We start from the raw sequence: 16,901 nt of genomic DNA on the forward strand, positions 1-16,901 counted from the left end.
GCCCTGAACAGGGCCGCCCGCTTTGTCTTCTGGTTACGCGCGCAATGTATCGATATCAATCACGAAACGGTACTTCACATCGCTTTTCAGCATACGCTCATAGGCTTCGTTGATCTGATTAATATTGATCATCTCAATATCGGAGGTGATGTTGTGCTTACCGCAGAAATCCAGCATCTCCTGAGTCTCTTTAATCCCGCCAATCAGTGAACCCGCAATGCTGCGGCGTTTAAAGATCAGATTAAACACCTGCGGTGACGGATGATCATGTTCCGGCGCACCGACCAGCGTCATGGTGCCATCGCGGCGCAGCAGGGTGATAAACGGGTTCAGATCGTGCTGTGCAGCAACCGTGTTAAGAATGAAGTCAAAACTGTTGGCATGTTGCGCCATCTGGTCGGCATCTTTCGAGATCACGACTTCATCTGCGCCCAGGCGCTTACCGTCTTCAATTTTAGATGGCGAGGTGGTGAACAGTACGACGTGCGCGCCCATGGCATGCGCAATTTTTACGCCCATATGGCCGAGGCCGCCCAGGCCTACGATACCGACTTTTTTACCCGGGCCCACGCCCCAGTGGTGCAGTGGCGAGAAGGTGGTGATCCCGGCACACAGCAGTGGCGCGGCACCGGCCGGATCGAGATTTTCAGGCACGCGCAGTACGAAGTCTTCATGCACTACTACTTGGGTGGAATAACCCCCAAAGGTGATATCGCCGTTGATGCGGTCTTCGCCGTTATAGGTGCCAACAAAGCCTTCTTCGCAGTACTGCTCCAGGTCCTCTTTACAGCTGTCACAGGTACGACAACTGTCGACCATACAGCCCACGCCAACCAGATCGCCCACCTTGTATTTATGGCCGTGTGCGCCGACTGCCGTCACGCGACCCACAATCTCATGGCCTGGCACGACCGGGAAAATGGTGTTGCGCCATTCATTGCGTGCCTGGTGCAGGTCAGAGTGGCAAACGCCGCAGAACAACACCTCGATCTGCACATCATGTTCACGCAGTTCGCGTGGCTGAAACTCAAACGGAGCCAGTTTCGATTTCGCGTCCTGGGCGGCATAAGCATGCGTAATATTCATTGGTCTCTCCAGTTATTGATGATGTGGCGCAGTGGCCGTGAGGGTGGGAGCAGGCAGTGGAATAGCGTCACCTTCTCCGCAAAATGATGAAGGTTAAGCATAGTCAGATAATGGTGAAGGGGGTATATCCAAAACTCGCTAAGTCTTGCCTGTTTCTGCAAAATTTTGTGGCGATTGTAAGAAAAGTGCAGCAAACCACGGAGAAAAATACCGTTCGTGATAGCGGGTCGGGCATGCCCGACCCCTACGAAAACCGTACAACCGTACAACCGTACAACCGTACAACCGTACAACCGTACAACCGTACAACCGTACAACCGTAAAACCGTAATCGTAGGGGCGCGGCACGCCTCGCCCGATGCATTGTCCGATGCCTCGCCCAAATAATTAACGCTGTAACAGCGGCTTCAGGAAGCGCGCGGTGTGCGAACGTTCGCACTCTGCCACTGTTTCCGGCGTACCGGACACGAGGATCTCGCCGCCACCGCTGCCGCCTTCCGGCCCGAGGTCAACAATCCAGTCAGCGGTTTTGATCACATCAAGGTTGTGCTCAATCACCACGATGGTGTTGCCCTGGTCGCGCAGCTGGTGCAGCACTTCCAGCAGTTGCTCTATATCGGCAAAGTGCAGGCCGGTGGTGGGTTCATCAAGGATGTACAGCGTCTGACCTGTGCCGCGTTTCGACAGCTCACGCGCCAGCTTCACGCGCTGCGCTTCACCACCGGAGAGCGTGGTGGCCGACTGCCCGAGACGAATATAGGACAGGCCGACATCCATCAGGGTTTGCAGCTTACGCGCCAGCGCAGGAACGGCATCGAAAAACTCACGGGCTTCTTCAATGGTCATCTCCAGCACTTCGTGAATGCTCTTACCCTTGTATTTCACTTCCAGTGTTTCACGGTTATAGCGTTTGCCTTTGCACTGGTCACAGGGCACGTAGATATCCGGCAGGAAGTGCATCTCCACCTTGATCACGCCATCACCCTGACAGGCTTCACAGCGCCCACCGCGCACGTTAAAGCTGAAGCGCCCCGGCGTATAGCCGCGTGTACGTGACTCCGGCACCCCGGCAAACAGTTCACGCACTGGGGTGAAGATCCCGGTATAGGTGGCCGGGTTTGAACGCGGCGTACGCCCGATAGGGCTTTGATCGATGTCGATCACCTTATCGAAATGCTCCATCCCAGAGATATCACGGTACGGTGCAGCTTCGGCAATAGTGGCGCCGTTCAACTGGCGCTGGGCAATCGGGAACAGAGTATCGTTGATCAGCGTCGATTTCCCGGAGCCGGACACGCCGGTCACGCAGGTAAACAGCCCGACAGGCAGTGTCAGTGTGACGTCCTTCAGGTTGTTACCGCTGGCGCCGGTCAGCTTCAGCACCTTCGCCGGATCGCCCTTAACGCGCTGTTTCGGGATGGCGATGCCACGCTTGCCGCTGAGGTACTGCCCGGTCAGGGACGACTCCACCGCCATGATGTCATCCACCGTCCCTTCTGCGACGATCTGTCCGCCATGCACCCCGGCACCGGGGCCGATATCAATCACATGGTCGGCCGCGCGGATGGCATCTTCATCGTGCTCAACCACAATCACGGTATTGCCCAGATTGCGCAGATGCACCAGGGTTTCCAGCAGACGCTCGTTGTCACGCTGATGCAGGCCGATAGAGGGCTCATCCAGCACGTACATCACGCCCACCAGGCCCGCACCGATCTGGCTGGCAAGACGGATACGCTGCGCTTCACCGCCGGAGAGGGTTTCCGCCGAACGCGACATCGATAGATAGTTCAGGCCAACGTTCACCAGGAACTTCAGGCGGTCGCCAATCTCTTTCAGCACTTTCTCAGCGATTTGCGCGCGCTGGCCGCTGAGTTTCATATTCTGGAAAAACTCCATCGCATGGCCGATGCTCATATCTGAGATGGTCGGTAGCGTGGTGTTCTCCAGGAAGACGTGGCGTGCTTCACGACGCAGACGTGTACCGCCGCAGCTGGTACAGGAGCGGTTGCTGATATATTTCGCCAGTTCTTCGCGCACCGCGGACGATTCCGTCTCTTTATAGCGGCGTTCCATATTGTGCAGTACGCCTTCGAACGGATGGCGGCGCACCGAGGTATCGCCCCGGTCGTTGACGTACTTAAATTCGATGTTCTCTTTGCCTGAGCCGTACAGGATCACTTTGCGGTTGTAGTCGCTGAGCGAGCTGAACGGCGCTTCGATATCAAATTCCAGATGCTCAGCCAGCGAGCGCAGCATCTGGAAATAGTAGAAGTTACGGCGATCCCAGCCGCGAATGGCACCACCCGCCAGTGACAGCTCAGGGTTCTGCACCACGCGGTCAGGATCAAAATACTGCTGAACGCCCAGCCCGTCACAGGTCGGGCAAGCCCCGGCCGGGTTGTTGAAGGAGAACAGGCGCGGTTCCAGCTCATTCATACTGTAGCCACAAATCGGGCAGGCAAAGTTGGCTGAGAACAGCAGTTCTTCGGCGCTGGTGTCATCCATATCCGCGACGACCGCACTACCACCGGACAGTTCGAGCGCAGTTTCAAACGACTCTGCCAGGCGCTGGGCCAGATCGTCACGCACCTTAAAGCGGTCAACCACCACTTCAATGGTGTGTTTCTTCTGCAGTTCCAGCTTCGGCGGATCGGACAGATCGCAGACTTCACCGTCGATACGCGCACGGATGTAGCCCTGGCTTGCCAGGTTTTCCAGCGTTTTGGTGTGTTCACCCTTACGATCTTTCACGATCGGTGCCAGCAGCATCAGACGGCGGCCTTCAGGCTGCGCCAGCACATTATCCACCATCTGACTGACGGTTTGTGCTGCCAGCGTGACATCGTGGTCCGGGCAGCGAGGCTCACCCACGCGAGCAAACAGCAGGCGCAGATAGTCATGAATTTCGGTGATGGTGCCGACGGTGGAACGCGGGTTGTGCGAGGTCGATTTTTGTTCAATCGAAATCGCCGGTGACAGCCCTTCGATATGGTCGACGTCTGGTTTTTCCATCAAGGAAAGGAACTGGCGCGCATAGGCCGATAGCGACTCGACATAGCGGCGTTGCCCTTCTGCGTACAGCGTATCAAACGCCAGCGAGGACTTGCCAGAGCCTGACAGGCCCGTAACGACGATCAGTTTGTCGCGCGGGATGGTCAGGTTAATGTTTTTCAAATTGTGGGTGCGGGCACCCCGTACTTCGATCTTATCCATTCACAATTCCCGGATTAGCACAAACCTCACCATGCCTGCCCGGCACGGCCAGAAAGAAACGCGTTAGTATGGCACAAAAAAACCTGAATGGATAACCAGTGTTTTGGCGTAGAATGCCATACAGAGCGATGTAATACTGCAACGAACAGCGGTGTTTTTCGAGGCATCTCCTAAATGTAGGATCTGGGGGTATGCCATGATAGAATTTTGCGCTTAGACTTAAGTCAGAACATTTAACCGGAGACAGCAACATGGCCAGCAGAGGCGTAAACAAAGTAATTTTAGTCGGAAATCTGGGTCAGGACCCGGAAGTTCGCTACATGCCAAATGGCGGTGCCGTTGCCAACATTACTCTGGCCACCTCCGAAAGCTGGCGTGACAAGCAAACCGGTGAAACCAAAGAGAAGACTGAGTGGCACCGTGTTGTGCTGTTCGGCAAACTGGCCGAAGTGGCGGGTGAATACCTGCGTAAGGGTTCTCAGGTTTATATCGAAGGCGCACTGCAGACCCGTAAATGGACTGACCAGGCTGGCGTTGAGAAGTACACCACCGAAGTCGTGGTTAACGTTGGCGGCACCATGCAGATGCTGGGCGGTCGTGCTCAGGGCGGCGGCGCACCAGCAGGTGGCGGTCAGGGCGGCGGCAGTAACAACGGTTGGGGCCAGCCACAGCAGCCACAGGGCGGCGCACCGGGCGGCAACCAGTTCAGCGGCGGCGCGCAGCAGTCTCGCCCGCAGCAGGCACCACAGCAGAACAGTGCGCCTGCCAACAATGAACCCCCAATGGACTTTGACGACGACATTCCTTTCTAAATACGGAATGTATGTTGCTTAAAGCATAAAAAAAGAGGCCTGATGGCCTCTTTTTTTATGCACGCAATCAGCGCATTCGTCACATCCAGTGGGCGACGATGGCGGGATACTCACCGGTGGCGCGGGACAGATGCAGCCACTGGTCGACGTAAAGCTTCCAGCTGATATCGTCGGTCGGTAGCATGTAAGACTTCTCGCCATACTGCATCGGTTTATCAGGGTTCACCGCGCAAAGCGACGGGTGCGACTTCTTCTGATACAGCGCTTCAGATGCCTCGGTTATCATCACATCGGCCTTTTTGTCGACCAGTTGCTGGAAGATGCCGGCATTATCGTGAGAGAGCGTCAGCGTGCTTTTCGGTAAGAAAGCGTGGGCAAAAGCCTCGTTAGTGCCGCCTGCCGGCTCGATCAGGCGTACTGAGGGTTTGTTGATTTGCTCAATCGTTTGATACCTTTTCACATCCGCGCAGCGTACCAGCGGGATTTTACCGTCAACGTCGATCTTCTCGGCAAAGAAAGCCTGCTGCTGACGCGCCAGCGTGACCGAAATTCCGCCCATCGCAATATCGCATTTGCCTGCCACCAGATCGGGCGTCAGAGTCTTCCAGGTCGATTTCACGATGTTCACCTTTACCCCCAGGCTTTTCGCCAGCGATTCAGCCATCGAGATATCAATCCCTTCATAGCTGCCATCGGGTTTCAGGAAGGTGTAAGGCTTGTAATCACCCGTAGTACAGACAGTTAACGTGCCCTGCTTTACCACTGTTTGCAGATGTGATTCTGCGCTGGCGCTCCCGGCGGCAACCAGCAATACCAAAGGTAATAATGTTTTCATTTTTTCCCTGTCTCAGAGGTTATTGGTTTCAACAATCGTGCCCACATGCGCGGTGTTTTTCTTTTTTCTTAACTGATAGCTCACGGTCAGCACCAGCAGCCAGACGGGGATCAGCCAGACGGAAATCGCGATGCCCGGCGTCATAAACATAATCACCAGAATACCGGCCAGGAACAGCAGGCACAGAATATTGGTCAGGGGATAGCCCAGGCTGGCGAAGCGGGTTTTCTGCCCGGCAACGCGCATGGCGCTGCGGAATTTCAGATGGGTGATACTGATCATCGCCCAGTTGATCACCAGCGCAGAAACCACCAGTGACATCAGCAGCTCGAAGGCTTTGCCCGGCATCAGGTAATTAAGCAGTACGCAAAGGGCGGTCACCAGCGCCGAAACGCTAAGGGCGTTGAAAGGAATACCGCGACGATTAATCTTTAATAATGACGCCGGAGCGTTACCCTGTTTCGCCAAACCAAACAGCATACGGCTGTTGCTGAACACGCAGCTGTTATAAACGGACAGCGCAGCAGACAGCACCACGGCATTCAGCAGCGTCGCGACCAGATTGCTGTCGAGTGCGTGGAAAATAAGAACGAACGGACTCCCGCCTTCGACCACTTTCTGCCACGGATAGAGTGACAGCAGCACCGCCAGCGCCCCCACATAGAACAGCAGGATGCGATAAATCACCTGATTGGTAGCCTTCGGAATACTTTTCTGAGGATCATCGGCTTCGGCGGCGGTAATGCCTATCAGCTCAAGCCCACCGAAAGAGAACATGATCACGGCCATCGCCATCACCAGCCCACTGATCCCGTTAGGGAAAAACCCGCCGTACTGCCACAGGTTAGCGACGCTGGCCTCAGGGCCGCCATGACCGCTGGCAAGCAGCCAGGCGCCAAAGCCTATCATGCCGACAATCGCCGCGACTTTGATGATGGAAAACCAGAACTCCACCTCACCGTAGATTTTCACGCTGGTCATGTTGATGAGGTTGATCGCAACAAAGAACACCCCGGCAGAAACCCAGGTCGGAATGTCCGGCCACCAGTACTGAACGTAAATCCCGACAGCGGTGAGCTCAGCCATACTGACCAGCACGTAAAGCACCCAGTAATTCCAGCCGGAGACGAAACCGGCAAAGCTGCCCCAGTAGGTGTTGGCAAAATGACTGAACGAGCCTGCAACCGGTTCGTGAACCACCATCTCGCCGAGCTGGCGCATAATAAAGAAGGCAATCATGCCGGCAATCGCATAGCCCAGCAGAACCGACGGGCCTGCCATTTTGATGGTTTGCGCAATACCGAGAAACAGCCCGGTACCGATTGCGCCACCCAAAGCAATCAGCTGAATATGGCGATTTTTCAATCCCCTGTGCAGCTGACCTTCTGACTGATTGTGATCCATATATGCTCCCCAGCGTATTGATATTTGTTGCAGGGTAATTAGCAATTCCCGGGCCAGCGGCAGCGCTTATTAAGGAGCGATATGCTCAACACAATGAAAAATAAGACTAATTATTTTTACGCTCGACTCACAGGCTATGCATGCAACACGCCTTATGCACCGATGTTGTGCTCTTTAGGGCGTTTTTGTGCACGAATTGAGCAGGGAGTGCGTTTTTAATGACGGATGTGAACCATAAAGGTGCAGGGTGATGTGTCGCTCTGCGCATTCTTACTGAATAACTCTTCTAAGAACGCGGTTTTTCCGTTAATTCAAATGACTTATCCCAAATTCTAAAATAGATAAGTAACCCATTTGTATTATTAATTAGCTGAACCTTTAACGGTAAGTCATTTTAACTTATCCAGACAGAAGCGTTTTCGTGTGAATAATAAAAAACGGATACATTCCTGCTTGATTTTCATTTTATTGAATGGATAATGCACGAAAATTACATTGTGTTACATGCCTTTAAAATGGACTTACATTAGCATGACTTTATTTTTGCGTTTCTTTCAGCAGGGATTTGCTACATCTTTACTTATGAGTGCGGCAATTACCGCTACACCCATCGCCTTCGCGGCAGCACTCCCTGATAACGATACCCGTACGGGCGCAACGCTGGATGCCCAGGAGCAACTGCGCCAGCAGGCGCGAGAGCGTGCACTCCAGCAGCAAAATGCGCCGGACAGTGATGTCCGTCTGGCACGCCCCGATGCGGTGACCCCTGACTATCCTGTCGACGAAAAACCCTGCTTCATGATCCACTCCCTGCGTCTGCAGGGCGATCTCGCACCCCGTTTTCAGTGGGCGCTGGACGCGGCTGAGGGGGCCAAAGGCCGTTGTCTGGGCGGGCAGGGCATTATGCTGGTGATCAACAAGGTGCAGAATGCCATCCTGGCAAAAGGCTTTGTCACCACCCGGGTGATGGCCCAGGAACAGGATTTGACCCAAGGTGTGCTGACATTGACGCTACAGCCCGGACGCATCGGTCGCGTGCAGTTTGAAGAGCCGGTCTCATGGCGTGCACGTATGTGGAATGCTGTACCGGCATCCTCAGGAGATGTGCTGAATCTGCGCGATATTGAGCAGGGGTTGGAAAACTTCCGGCGGGTGCCCAGCGCCACTGCCGATATCAGCATCCTGCCCGGTGAGCAGGATGGCACCAGCGACCTGCGGGTGAACTGGAAAGAGGGCCGCCCGGTTCGCCTCAGCCTGGGGCTGGACGACAGCGGTTCAAAAAGCACCGGGCGCTACCTCGGTTCCGCCACGCTGGCGGTGGATGCACCTTTTGCACAAAACGATCTGTTCTATGCCAACATCGGCAAAGATCTGTTTCAGCACGGCCCCTTTGGCAACCGCTCGCATACGCTGAACTACTCGGTGCCTGTGGGCTACTGGGGGCTGGCCGCCAACTACAACAATTACACCTACCACCAGAATATCGCCAACGCCAACGAGGTGTTGAGCTACAGCGGAAAGAGCGACAACGTACAGTTGACGCTCTCGCGCCTGCTGTTCCGCAATCAGTTGCATAAAACCACCCTCAATATGCGCCTCTGGCGCAGAAACTCCTCTAACGCAGTGGAGGACGTCGAGATCGAACAGCAGCGCCGCCGTACGGCGGGTTGGGAGTTGGGGCTGAATCAGCGCAGTTATCTTGGCAACGCCACGCTGGATGCCAACCTCAACTGGCGGCGTGGCACCGGCGCTTTCAATGCGCTGCGGGCACCCGAAGAGGATACCCAGAGCGGCAGCGCCCGTACCGGCATTGCCATGGCCGATATCAGCCTGAACCAACCCTTTACCCTGGGCAGCGAACCCTGGCGTTATGTCACCAGCGTACGCGGCCAGTGGAGCGCCAACCCGCTGACGCCACAGGATCGCATAGCAATTGCGGGGCGTTACTCGGTACGCGGTTTTGACGGTGAGCAGATCCTGTCGGGTGAGAAAGGGGTGATATGGCGTAATGAGCTGGCGTGGAATGTGCTGTCACGCGGCCATGAGCTGTACGCCGCGCTGGACTACGGTCGAGTTGACGGCCCCGGTACCCGTTATCTGGCCGGGCACCAGCTGGCAGGGAGCGCCATCGGCGTGCGCGGTGCTGTATTGAGCCACCTCAGCTACGACCTGTTTGCCGGGGTACCGCTGCAAAAACCCGAACAATTCCATACTTCAGGTGCGACGGCAGGTTTCAGCCTCAACCTGGACATTTAACGCGGCCATCCGCCCTCGCGGCGGCTGCACTATGACGTGAACGGACAGTGCTCTTTCAGGGACGACTTCTATGAACAAACATTGCTATCGCCTTATCTTCAGCCGCACTCACGGGGAGCTGCGCGTGGTGTCCGAACTGGCCCGCAGTTGCAGCAGTGAGCCCGGCCAGAGCCGTGGCATCGGCGCGCCGCGTCTGTGGGTGACGGTACGTCGGGTGGTCTGGATGCTCGGCCTGTCACTGTTTGCCGCGCCGACGATCGCCGCCGGGATTGTTGCCGACGGCTCGGCACCTGCGGGCCAGCGCCCGCAGGTGATCGCCACGCAGAACGGACTGCCACAGGTGAACATCGCCGCGCCGAACCGCTCCGGGGTATCGCATAACCAGTACCGCCAGTTTGACGTTGATAAACGCGGGGCGATCCTCAATAACTCCGCGTCGATGACCTCGACCCAACTGGCGGGGATGATCCAGGGTAACCCGAATCTTAAGCTGAATTCAGCCCCGGCGCGGGTGATTCTTAACGAAGTGAACAGCAGCAACCCCAGCGAACTGCGCGGCTTCCTTGAAGTCGCAGGCGGGCGTGCACAGGTCATCGTCGCCAACCCGGCGGGGATCGTCTGCAATGGCTGCGGCACCATCAACGCCGGGCGCATGACGCTGACGACCGGTAAAACTCAGTTGAACGCCGATGGCAGCCTGGCGGGTTATCAGGTGGAGCGCGGCACCGTGCGTATTGAAGGCGGCGGGCTGAATGGCGATGCCCGGCATGATACGGAATACGTTGACGTGCTGGCGCGTGCAGTCGACGTGAATGCGGGCGTGTGGGCGAAACAGGGGCTCAACGTGGTCGCAGGCCGGAACCGCATCAGCGCAGACGCGAAAACGGTGAGTGCGCTGGCCACCGACGGCAAGGCGCCTGAACTGGCGATCGACATGGGACAGATGGGCGGCATGTACAGCGGCCATATTCGCATGATCGGGACGGAAGCGGGCGTCGGCGTGCGCAACCAGGGCGGGCACATTCAGGCTGAGAAAACGCTGACAGTGAGCAGCGAAGGTAAACTCACCTGGCAGTCTGGCAAACAGGAGGCGGTGACCGAAGCGGGCGGGGATATTCAGCTGGCGGCCCGGGACAGCATTGAACACCACGGCAAACTGCACAGCGGTGGCACGCTGTCCGTCGACAGCCGCGAAGGTGATGTGAAACAGTCCGGCACTCTGGCAGCGGCGGGCGACGTCACACTGAAAGCAAAACGCGGTATAACCAGCAGCGGCAACCTGCTGGCAGGCAGTGATGCGAACAGTGTCCTGACGCAGGATGCGGATCTTACGCTGACCAGCCAGGGCGATATCCAGGCCAGCGGCAAGCTGTTGAGCAAAAAGGACGTGAAGGTCAGCGGGCAACGGGTTGATCTCAGCCAGAGTACGCTGGCTGCCCGCCGTGCCGACATCCGTGCGCAGGCGGCAGGCGTAGCATTAAAAAATGCCAAAGTGGACAGCGCCGAGCTGATCGTTAACACCGCAGGGAGCGTTGCGGCGCAGCAGGCGCAGGTGAGCGCGGGCCGCTGGGACATTAACGCGGATAGTCTCTCCGTACAGCGTGGCATCTGGTCGCAGACCGGAGAAGGGGAAAGCCGTTTTGCCCTTTCTGGCCAGCTGGATAATACCGATGGCAGCATTGAAGCCCGGCAGTTGAGCCTGACCAGCGCTACGCTGACCAACCAGAATGGACGGCTGGTGGCACTCAATGATACGGCGCAGCACTGGCAGGTCAGCGGTTTGCTGGATAACACCCATGGCGCTCTGGGTAGCAACGGTAATCTGACGCTGGCGGTCGAGGGCGGCCTGGGCAACCGCGGTGGCCTGATCTTCAGCGACCAGCAGCTTGATCTGACGGTGAATAACGCGCTGGACAATCAGGGCGGCACGGTGAGGAGCAGCGACGATCAGCGCATTGTGGCCAACCACATTAATAACCGCCAGGGGCTGTTCAGCAGCGGCGCAGGGCTGGAACTGACCGCGCAGCAGCTGGATAACCCGGACGGCACGCTGATCAGCTATGGCAAGGGTGTGTACCATGTTGCCACGTTGAATAATCAGCAGGGCAAGCTTCATAGCGGCGATGCACTGGCGATTGAGGCCAATGAGGTCAACAACCAGGGCGGCCAGCTGGTTGCAACGCGGGCGCTGGACGTGCATACGACGCAGTTGAATAATCAGGATCAGGGAAAAATCAGCAGCCAGCAGGCGCTGACCGTACAGGCGGATCGGTTGAATAACCGTGACGGCGGGCTGCTGCTGGGTACCACGGACACCGATGTGACGGCCCGCACGCTGGATAACCGCGCCGGGAGTGTACAGAGTGCAGGAACGCTCACCCTTTCACTGCTGGAGACGCTGGATAACCGCCAGGGACGTGTTGTGGCGAATCAGGCGCTGACGATCCAGGGCGGCAATCCGGGCGCACGCAGTGCCGGAGTTCCCGCGCTCGATCTGATCAATCAGGGCGGCGTGGTGCAAAGCGGCGCAACATTAAGCGTTCAGACCCACACTCTCAACAACCAGGGCGGTACGCTGCTCAGCCAGCAGGATCTGAATCTCGCGGTCCGCCAGGATTACACTCACCGTGCGGGCGACACCCTCAGCAGCAACGGCACTGTTACGCTTTCCGTGGCGGGCGTGCTGACCAACCTGACGGATTGGCTACTGCCTGGCGGCCTGATCGTTAACAGCCAGGATTTCACGAATCAGGGATCGCTGGTCGGTAAAACGCTGCACCTGACGACCGGCCTGCTGCTTAACCGTGGGCGACTGGAAGCCGACAGCATGACGCTGAACGTGGATACGCTGGACAACCCGGCGACCCTGATCGGCGATAACATCACCGTGCGTGGCCGGGTGATCGACAACCACGGTAATGCTGCGGTAATCGCGGCGACCGACCGTCTGGATCTGCATAGCGGGGAACGCCTGACGAACCGCGATGGTGGCCTGCTCTACAGCAGCGGCAGCCTCTTCCTGGGCAGTGATGATCTGATTGAAAATCGCGCCAGCAGCATCGAAGCGGACGGTGATGTCACGGTGGAGGCCAAACGCCTGAACAACCTGCGCGAAGGATTGAATATCGCCCGTAATGCGGCCAGCAGTGACTACAGCTGGCATCGCTACAACTACTACTGGCGCTCATATGGTTCAGATGTGGGTCGCAACAAAAACACCATGACGCCAACCACCCAGCGGCTCACCTTTAAGGATGACGCGGCTGCTGCCAGCAATCGCTACGGCACCTTGCTGGCTATCGATGCCGGGTCCAAACGCGCCCAGGTGCGGGTGAAAAACAGTCAAGGGGTGATGACGAATCTGTGGGTCAACTACCTGGCCCTGAAGCCGAATGCGGATGGCAGCTATGCCATGACGTTCTATGAAACGCGTGGCTATCGCCAGAATACGGTGCCAACACCGTATCAAAACACCGTCTGGCGAGAACACGACCAGGGACGGCTGGAACAGTGGGATCCGAACAAACATCTTGATATTGCCGATGCACCGTACGTCAGCGATTACAACAACCTGCGTGAGCGTACGGTCACTGGCACGGTAACCCGTGACAAACTGGTGTCTGCGGGTGTCGGTGCGCATATTCTGGCGGGCGGCAATATGGTGCTGCGTGTGGACGGGCAGCTGCTTAATGATGCCAGCACCCTCAGCGCGAACGGGGATCTGAATGTTGCAGGCGCGAAAAATATCGTCAATAAAGGCTATTCGGTTAACGAACGCCGCCAGGAACATATCGTCGACCACTACGATCGTGACACTAACCACTGGTATCCCACCTTCAATCGCGATGAGACCACCGCGCTGACCACCATTGATGCCATTATGACGGGCAATGGCTCGGTGACGATCCAGGGCGCCAGCATTGAGAACGTCACAGTCAATCAGGCGCAAATCAGCAGCGTGGCAGCGGCGGAGAAAGCAGCGCAAGCCGGGCGCGAAGAGTGGGAACGTAACCCGCTGACGGCCAACGAGGACGGCACCCAGCCGCTGACGCCGGGTGAACTGGCGCTGGCGAATCAACAGCAGCTCGATCGTGTGGCGACCTCCATTCCCAATAACGGCCTGTTCCGCCAGGATACCGCTAAAGGCAGCCCTTTCCTGGTGGTGACCGACGAGCGCTTTACCAGCCGCAGCAAGTTTATCAGCAGTGATTACCTGCTCGACCGGGTGGGATACGATCCGGCGCTGGTGATCAAGCGCCTGGGCGATGGCTTCTACGAGCAGCGTCTGGTCCGTGAGCAGATGCTGGCGCTGACCGGGCGGCCCTCAGTGAAAGGTGAAGATGCCATGGCGCAGTATCAGAACCTGATGAACAACGGCAGCAAAGTGGCACAGGACTTCCACCTGGTGCCTGGCGTGGCGCTGACGCCAGCACAGATAGCCGCGTTACAACAGGACATCGTCTGGCTGGTGAGTGAAACGGTCGATAGCGCAGAAGGCCCGCAGACGGTCTGGGTGCCTAAAGTCTATCTGGCCAACAATACCGTGCGCCTGTCAGGTGACGGGGCGCTGATCGCCGGTGGCAACCTGCAACTCTCGGCCAACAGCCTCAGCAATGCCGGGAACCTGGTGGCTGACCAGGCGCTGAAGATTGATGCCGACCAGTTCCTGCACCAGGGCGGCGATATTCGTGCTGACAGTATTAACGTACAGGCCACTCACCTGACCTTAAGCACCAACCTTCAGGATGCCCTGCGCCAGGCCTCGATGAGCGCCAGTGACATCAGCCTGAGCGGCACCGATGTGAAACTGCAGGGGGCGAAGCTGGATGCCACACAGAACCTCAGCCTGAGTGCGCAAAACAGCCTGGAGATTGGCGCGGCCCGCAGCAGCCACACCGCCAGCCTTGAGGTGATTTCCGGGGCGATGGGCAACCGGACGCGCGATGGCATGGAAGACGCCGGCTCACGTAAGGCACAGGTGAGCGGTGAATGGCAGCAGGCGTTAGGCAGCTCTCTGAATGCCGGCGGCAACCTCAGCCTGAATGCCGGGCAGGACGTTATCCTGCAGGGCAGCCAGGCAAAAGCCGGCGGCAGCACCCAACTGCAGGCGGGCGGTGATGTAAAACTGCTGGCGGAAACCACTACCAACACCACCCACCTGAAAGCGAACAGCAGTACCTCATCGGTGAGTAACACCCGCCAGGAAGATCGCCTGCTGCTCAGCACCCTGAGCGGTGACCAGGGCGTGACGCTGGTGGCCGGTAAAAACCTGCGCGTGGAGGGTGCGCAGGTGGACAGCCAAAAAGGCAGTATCGGCGTGAGCGCGCAGGATGTGATCATCAAAGAAGTGCGTCAGGTCGTCATCGATCAGGACAGCGAAAAGAAACGCGAAGGCAAAACCAAAAGCCAGCGTGAGATGGAGACGGTGCGCGACAGCGGCATCGGCAGCACCTTCAGCGGCGAGAAAGGCGTGACGGTAATCGCTCGTGAAGGCGATATTGCAGTCGCGGGCAGCACCCTGCACAGCGAAGATGGCGCGATCGCGCTGCAGGCGAAACGGGACGTGCTGATAAGCAGCGCCACCGACCGCGAATCGCAGTTCTCCGAAGAGCGCAGCGAGAAAAAAGGATTCCTGTCAAAAAGCAGCAGCCACACGATAAAAGACGATCGCTCTACCCTTGAACAGGGCTCTCTGCTCAGCGGGGAAAGCGTCAGCATCAATGCCGGACGCGACCTTGCGGTGGTGGGATCGGCCATCGCCGCCGATAACGATGTCACCCTCGCCGCGGGCAACAATGTGGATATTGTCGCAGCTACCGAGACACAGTCGCATTATCTGCTGGAAGAGAAGAAAAAGAGCGGCCTGATGAGCAGCGGCGGCATCGGCTTTACCGTTGGCAGCCAGTCAACGCGCCATCAGGTGGATGAAAAAGGCACCACGCAGAGCCAGAGCGTCAGCACCGTGGGCAGCAGCCAGGGCAATGTCAGCATCACTGCGGGCAACCGGGCGCATATTGGCGGTGCCGATGTGGTGGCGGGCAAGGATATTGCCATCACCGGCGACAGCGTGCTGATCGACCCAGGTTATGATAAACGTACCAGTACCGAGACCTTCGAATCGAAGCAGAGCGGCTTCACCCTTGCCCTCTCCGGGGCGGTGGGCAGCGCGCTGAATACCGCCGTCAGCACCGCGCAGCAGGCAAGGAAAGAGGGCGATGGACGCCTGCAGGCACTCCAGGGAACGAAAGCGGTGCTGTCCGGGGTGCAGGGGGCGCAGGCCTACAGCCTGGCCGAAGCGGGTGGCTCCGAAGGCAGCGTGGTGGGGGTTAACCTTTCTTACGGCAGCCAGTCGTCGAAAAGCGAGACGACCACGAAAAGCAGCCAGTCGCAGGGCAGCAGCCTGACGGCGGGCGACAACCTGACCGTCACCGCCACCGGCAAAGGCAAAGGGCCGGACAGCGGCGATATCAGCATCGCGGGCAGCCAGCTACAGGCCGGAAAGGACGTAAGCCTGAACGCAGCGCGTGACGTTAACCTGGTCTCGGCGGAGAACACGCAGAGCCTGGACGGGAAGAACGAGAGCCACGGCGCGTCGGTCGGCGTCGGGATAAACTTTGGTCAGGGTGCCAACGGGCTGTCGCTCAACGCCAGGGTCAACAAGGGGCGCGGCAGCGAAACGGGCAACGGAGCCACGCACAGCGAAACCACGGTGAACGCGGGTAACAACCTGAGCATCACCAGCGGGCGGGACGCCACGCTGCACGGTGCCCAGGTGAGCGGCGAGAAGGTGGTGATGGACGTGGGGCGTGACCTGACGCTGAGCAGCCAGCAGGATGAAGATTATTACGACTCGAAGCAGCAGAGCGTCAGCGCCGGGGGCAGCATCAGCTTCAGCGGGGGCAGCGGGTCGGTTAACGCCAGCCGGGATAAAATGCACAGCAGCTGGCAGTCGGTGCAGGAGCAGACCGGGGTGTTTGCGGGCAGCGGCGGCTATGATATCACCGTGGGTAAACATACCCGGCTGGACGGAGCGGTTATCGGCTCGACGGCCACGGCGGATAAGAACAGGCTGGATACCGGCACGCTGGGCTTCAGCAACATTGAGAACAGGGCTGAGTACCAGGTTGAGCACCAGAGCGTGGGCATCAGCTCGGGCGGTAGCGTGGCCGGTCAGTTTGTGGGGAACATGGCCAACGGCCTGCTGGCGGGAATGAACGGCAGCGGGAGCGACAGTTCGACGACGAAGGCGGCGGTGAGCGAGGGCACGATAGTCATCCGTGATACGGCGAACC

General features: G+C 58.0%; 7 protein-coding genes. 3 read left to right on the forward strand and 4 right to left on the reverse strand.

Annotation, left to right across the window (positions count from 1 at the left end; translation table 11 throughout):
* Positions 1-33 precede the first annotated feature (33 nt).
* Together WH277_RS08080 and uvrA are read right to left on the reverse strand one after the other, a co-directional pair.
* Positions 34-1,086, reverse strand: coding sequence for an NAD(P)-dependent alcohol dehydrogenase (locus tag WH277_RS08080; protein ID WP_133846974.1), 1,053 nt, complete (start codon positions 1,084-1,086; stop codon positions 34-36).
* 387 nt (positions 1,087-1,473) lie between these two features.
* A complete protein-coding gene (uvrA, locus tag WH277_RS08085) occupies positions 1,474-4,302 on the reverse strand; it encodes an excinuclease ABC subunit UvrA (RefSeq protein ID WP_133846975.1) in 2,829 nt (942 codons plus the stop codon).
* A 251-nt stretch (positions 4,303-4,553) separates the two neighbouring features.
* Here uvrA and ssb1 point away from each other — a divergent pair, with 251 nt between their 5' ends.
* Positions 4,554-5,114, forward strand: a complete 561-nt coding sequence (gene ssb1 / locus WH277_RS08090) for a single-stranded DNA-binding protein SSB1 (protein ID WP_133846976.1) — start codon at positions 4,554-4,556, stop codon at positions 5,112-5,114.
* 79 nt (positions 5,115-5,193) lie between these two features.
* On the opposite strand, the gene WH277_RS08095 is transcribed toward ssb1, so the two are convergent.
* Together WH277_RS08095 and WH277_RS08100 are read right to left on the reverse strand one after the other, a co-directional pair.
* Complete coding sequence (locus tag WH277_RS08095) at positions 5,194-5,949, reverse strand: transporter substrate-binding domain-containing protein (protein ID WP_159336744.1); 756 nt, start codon at positions 5,947-5,949, stop codon at positions 5,194-5,196.
* 12 nt (positions 5,950-5,961) lie between these two features.
* The gene (locus WH277_RS08100; protein ID WP_167864290.1) at positions 5,962-7,353 is read right to left on the reverse strand and encodes an amino acid permease; all 1,392 of its coding nucleotides are present in this window, start codon (positions 7,351-7,353) and stop codon (positions 5,962-5,964) included.
* Positions 7,354-7,884: 531 nt separating this feature from the next.
* On the opposite strand from WH277_RS08100, the gene WH277_RS08105 reads away from it, so the two are divergent.
* Positions 7,885-9,609, forward strand: a complete 1,725-nt coding sequence (locus tag WH277_RS08105) for a ShlB/FhaC/HecB family hemolysin secretion/activation protein (RefSeq protein ID WP_171149314.1) — start codon at positions 7,885-7,887, stop codon at positions 9,607-9,609.
* Between the two features lie 70 nt (positions 9,610-9,679).
* The coding region (locus tag WH277_RS08110) for a hemagglutinin repeat-containing protein (protein ID WP_339505203.1) at positions 9,680-16,901 on the forward strand (7,222 nt) is incomplete at its 3' end.

Source organism: Erwinia sp. MYb416, assembly GCF_037479575.1.
Lineage (GTDB): Bacteria > Pseudomonadota > Gammaproteobacteria > Enterobacterales > Enterobacteriaceae > Erwinia > Erwinia rhapontici.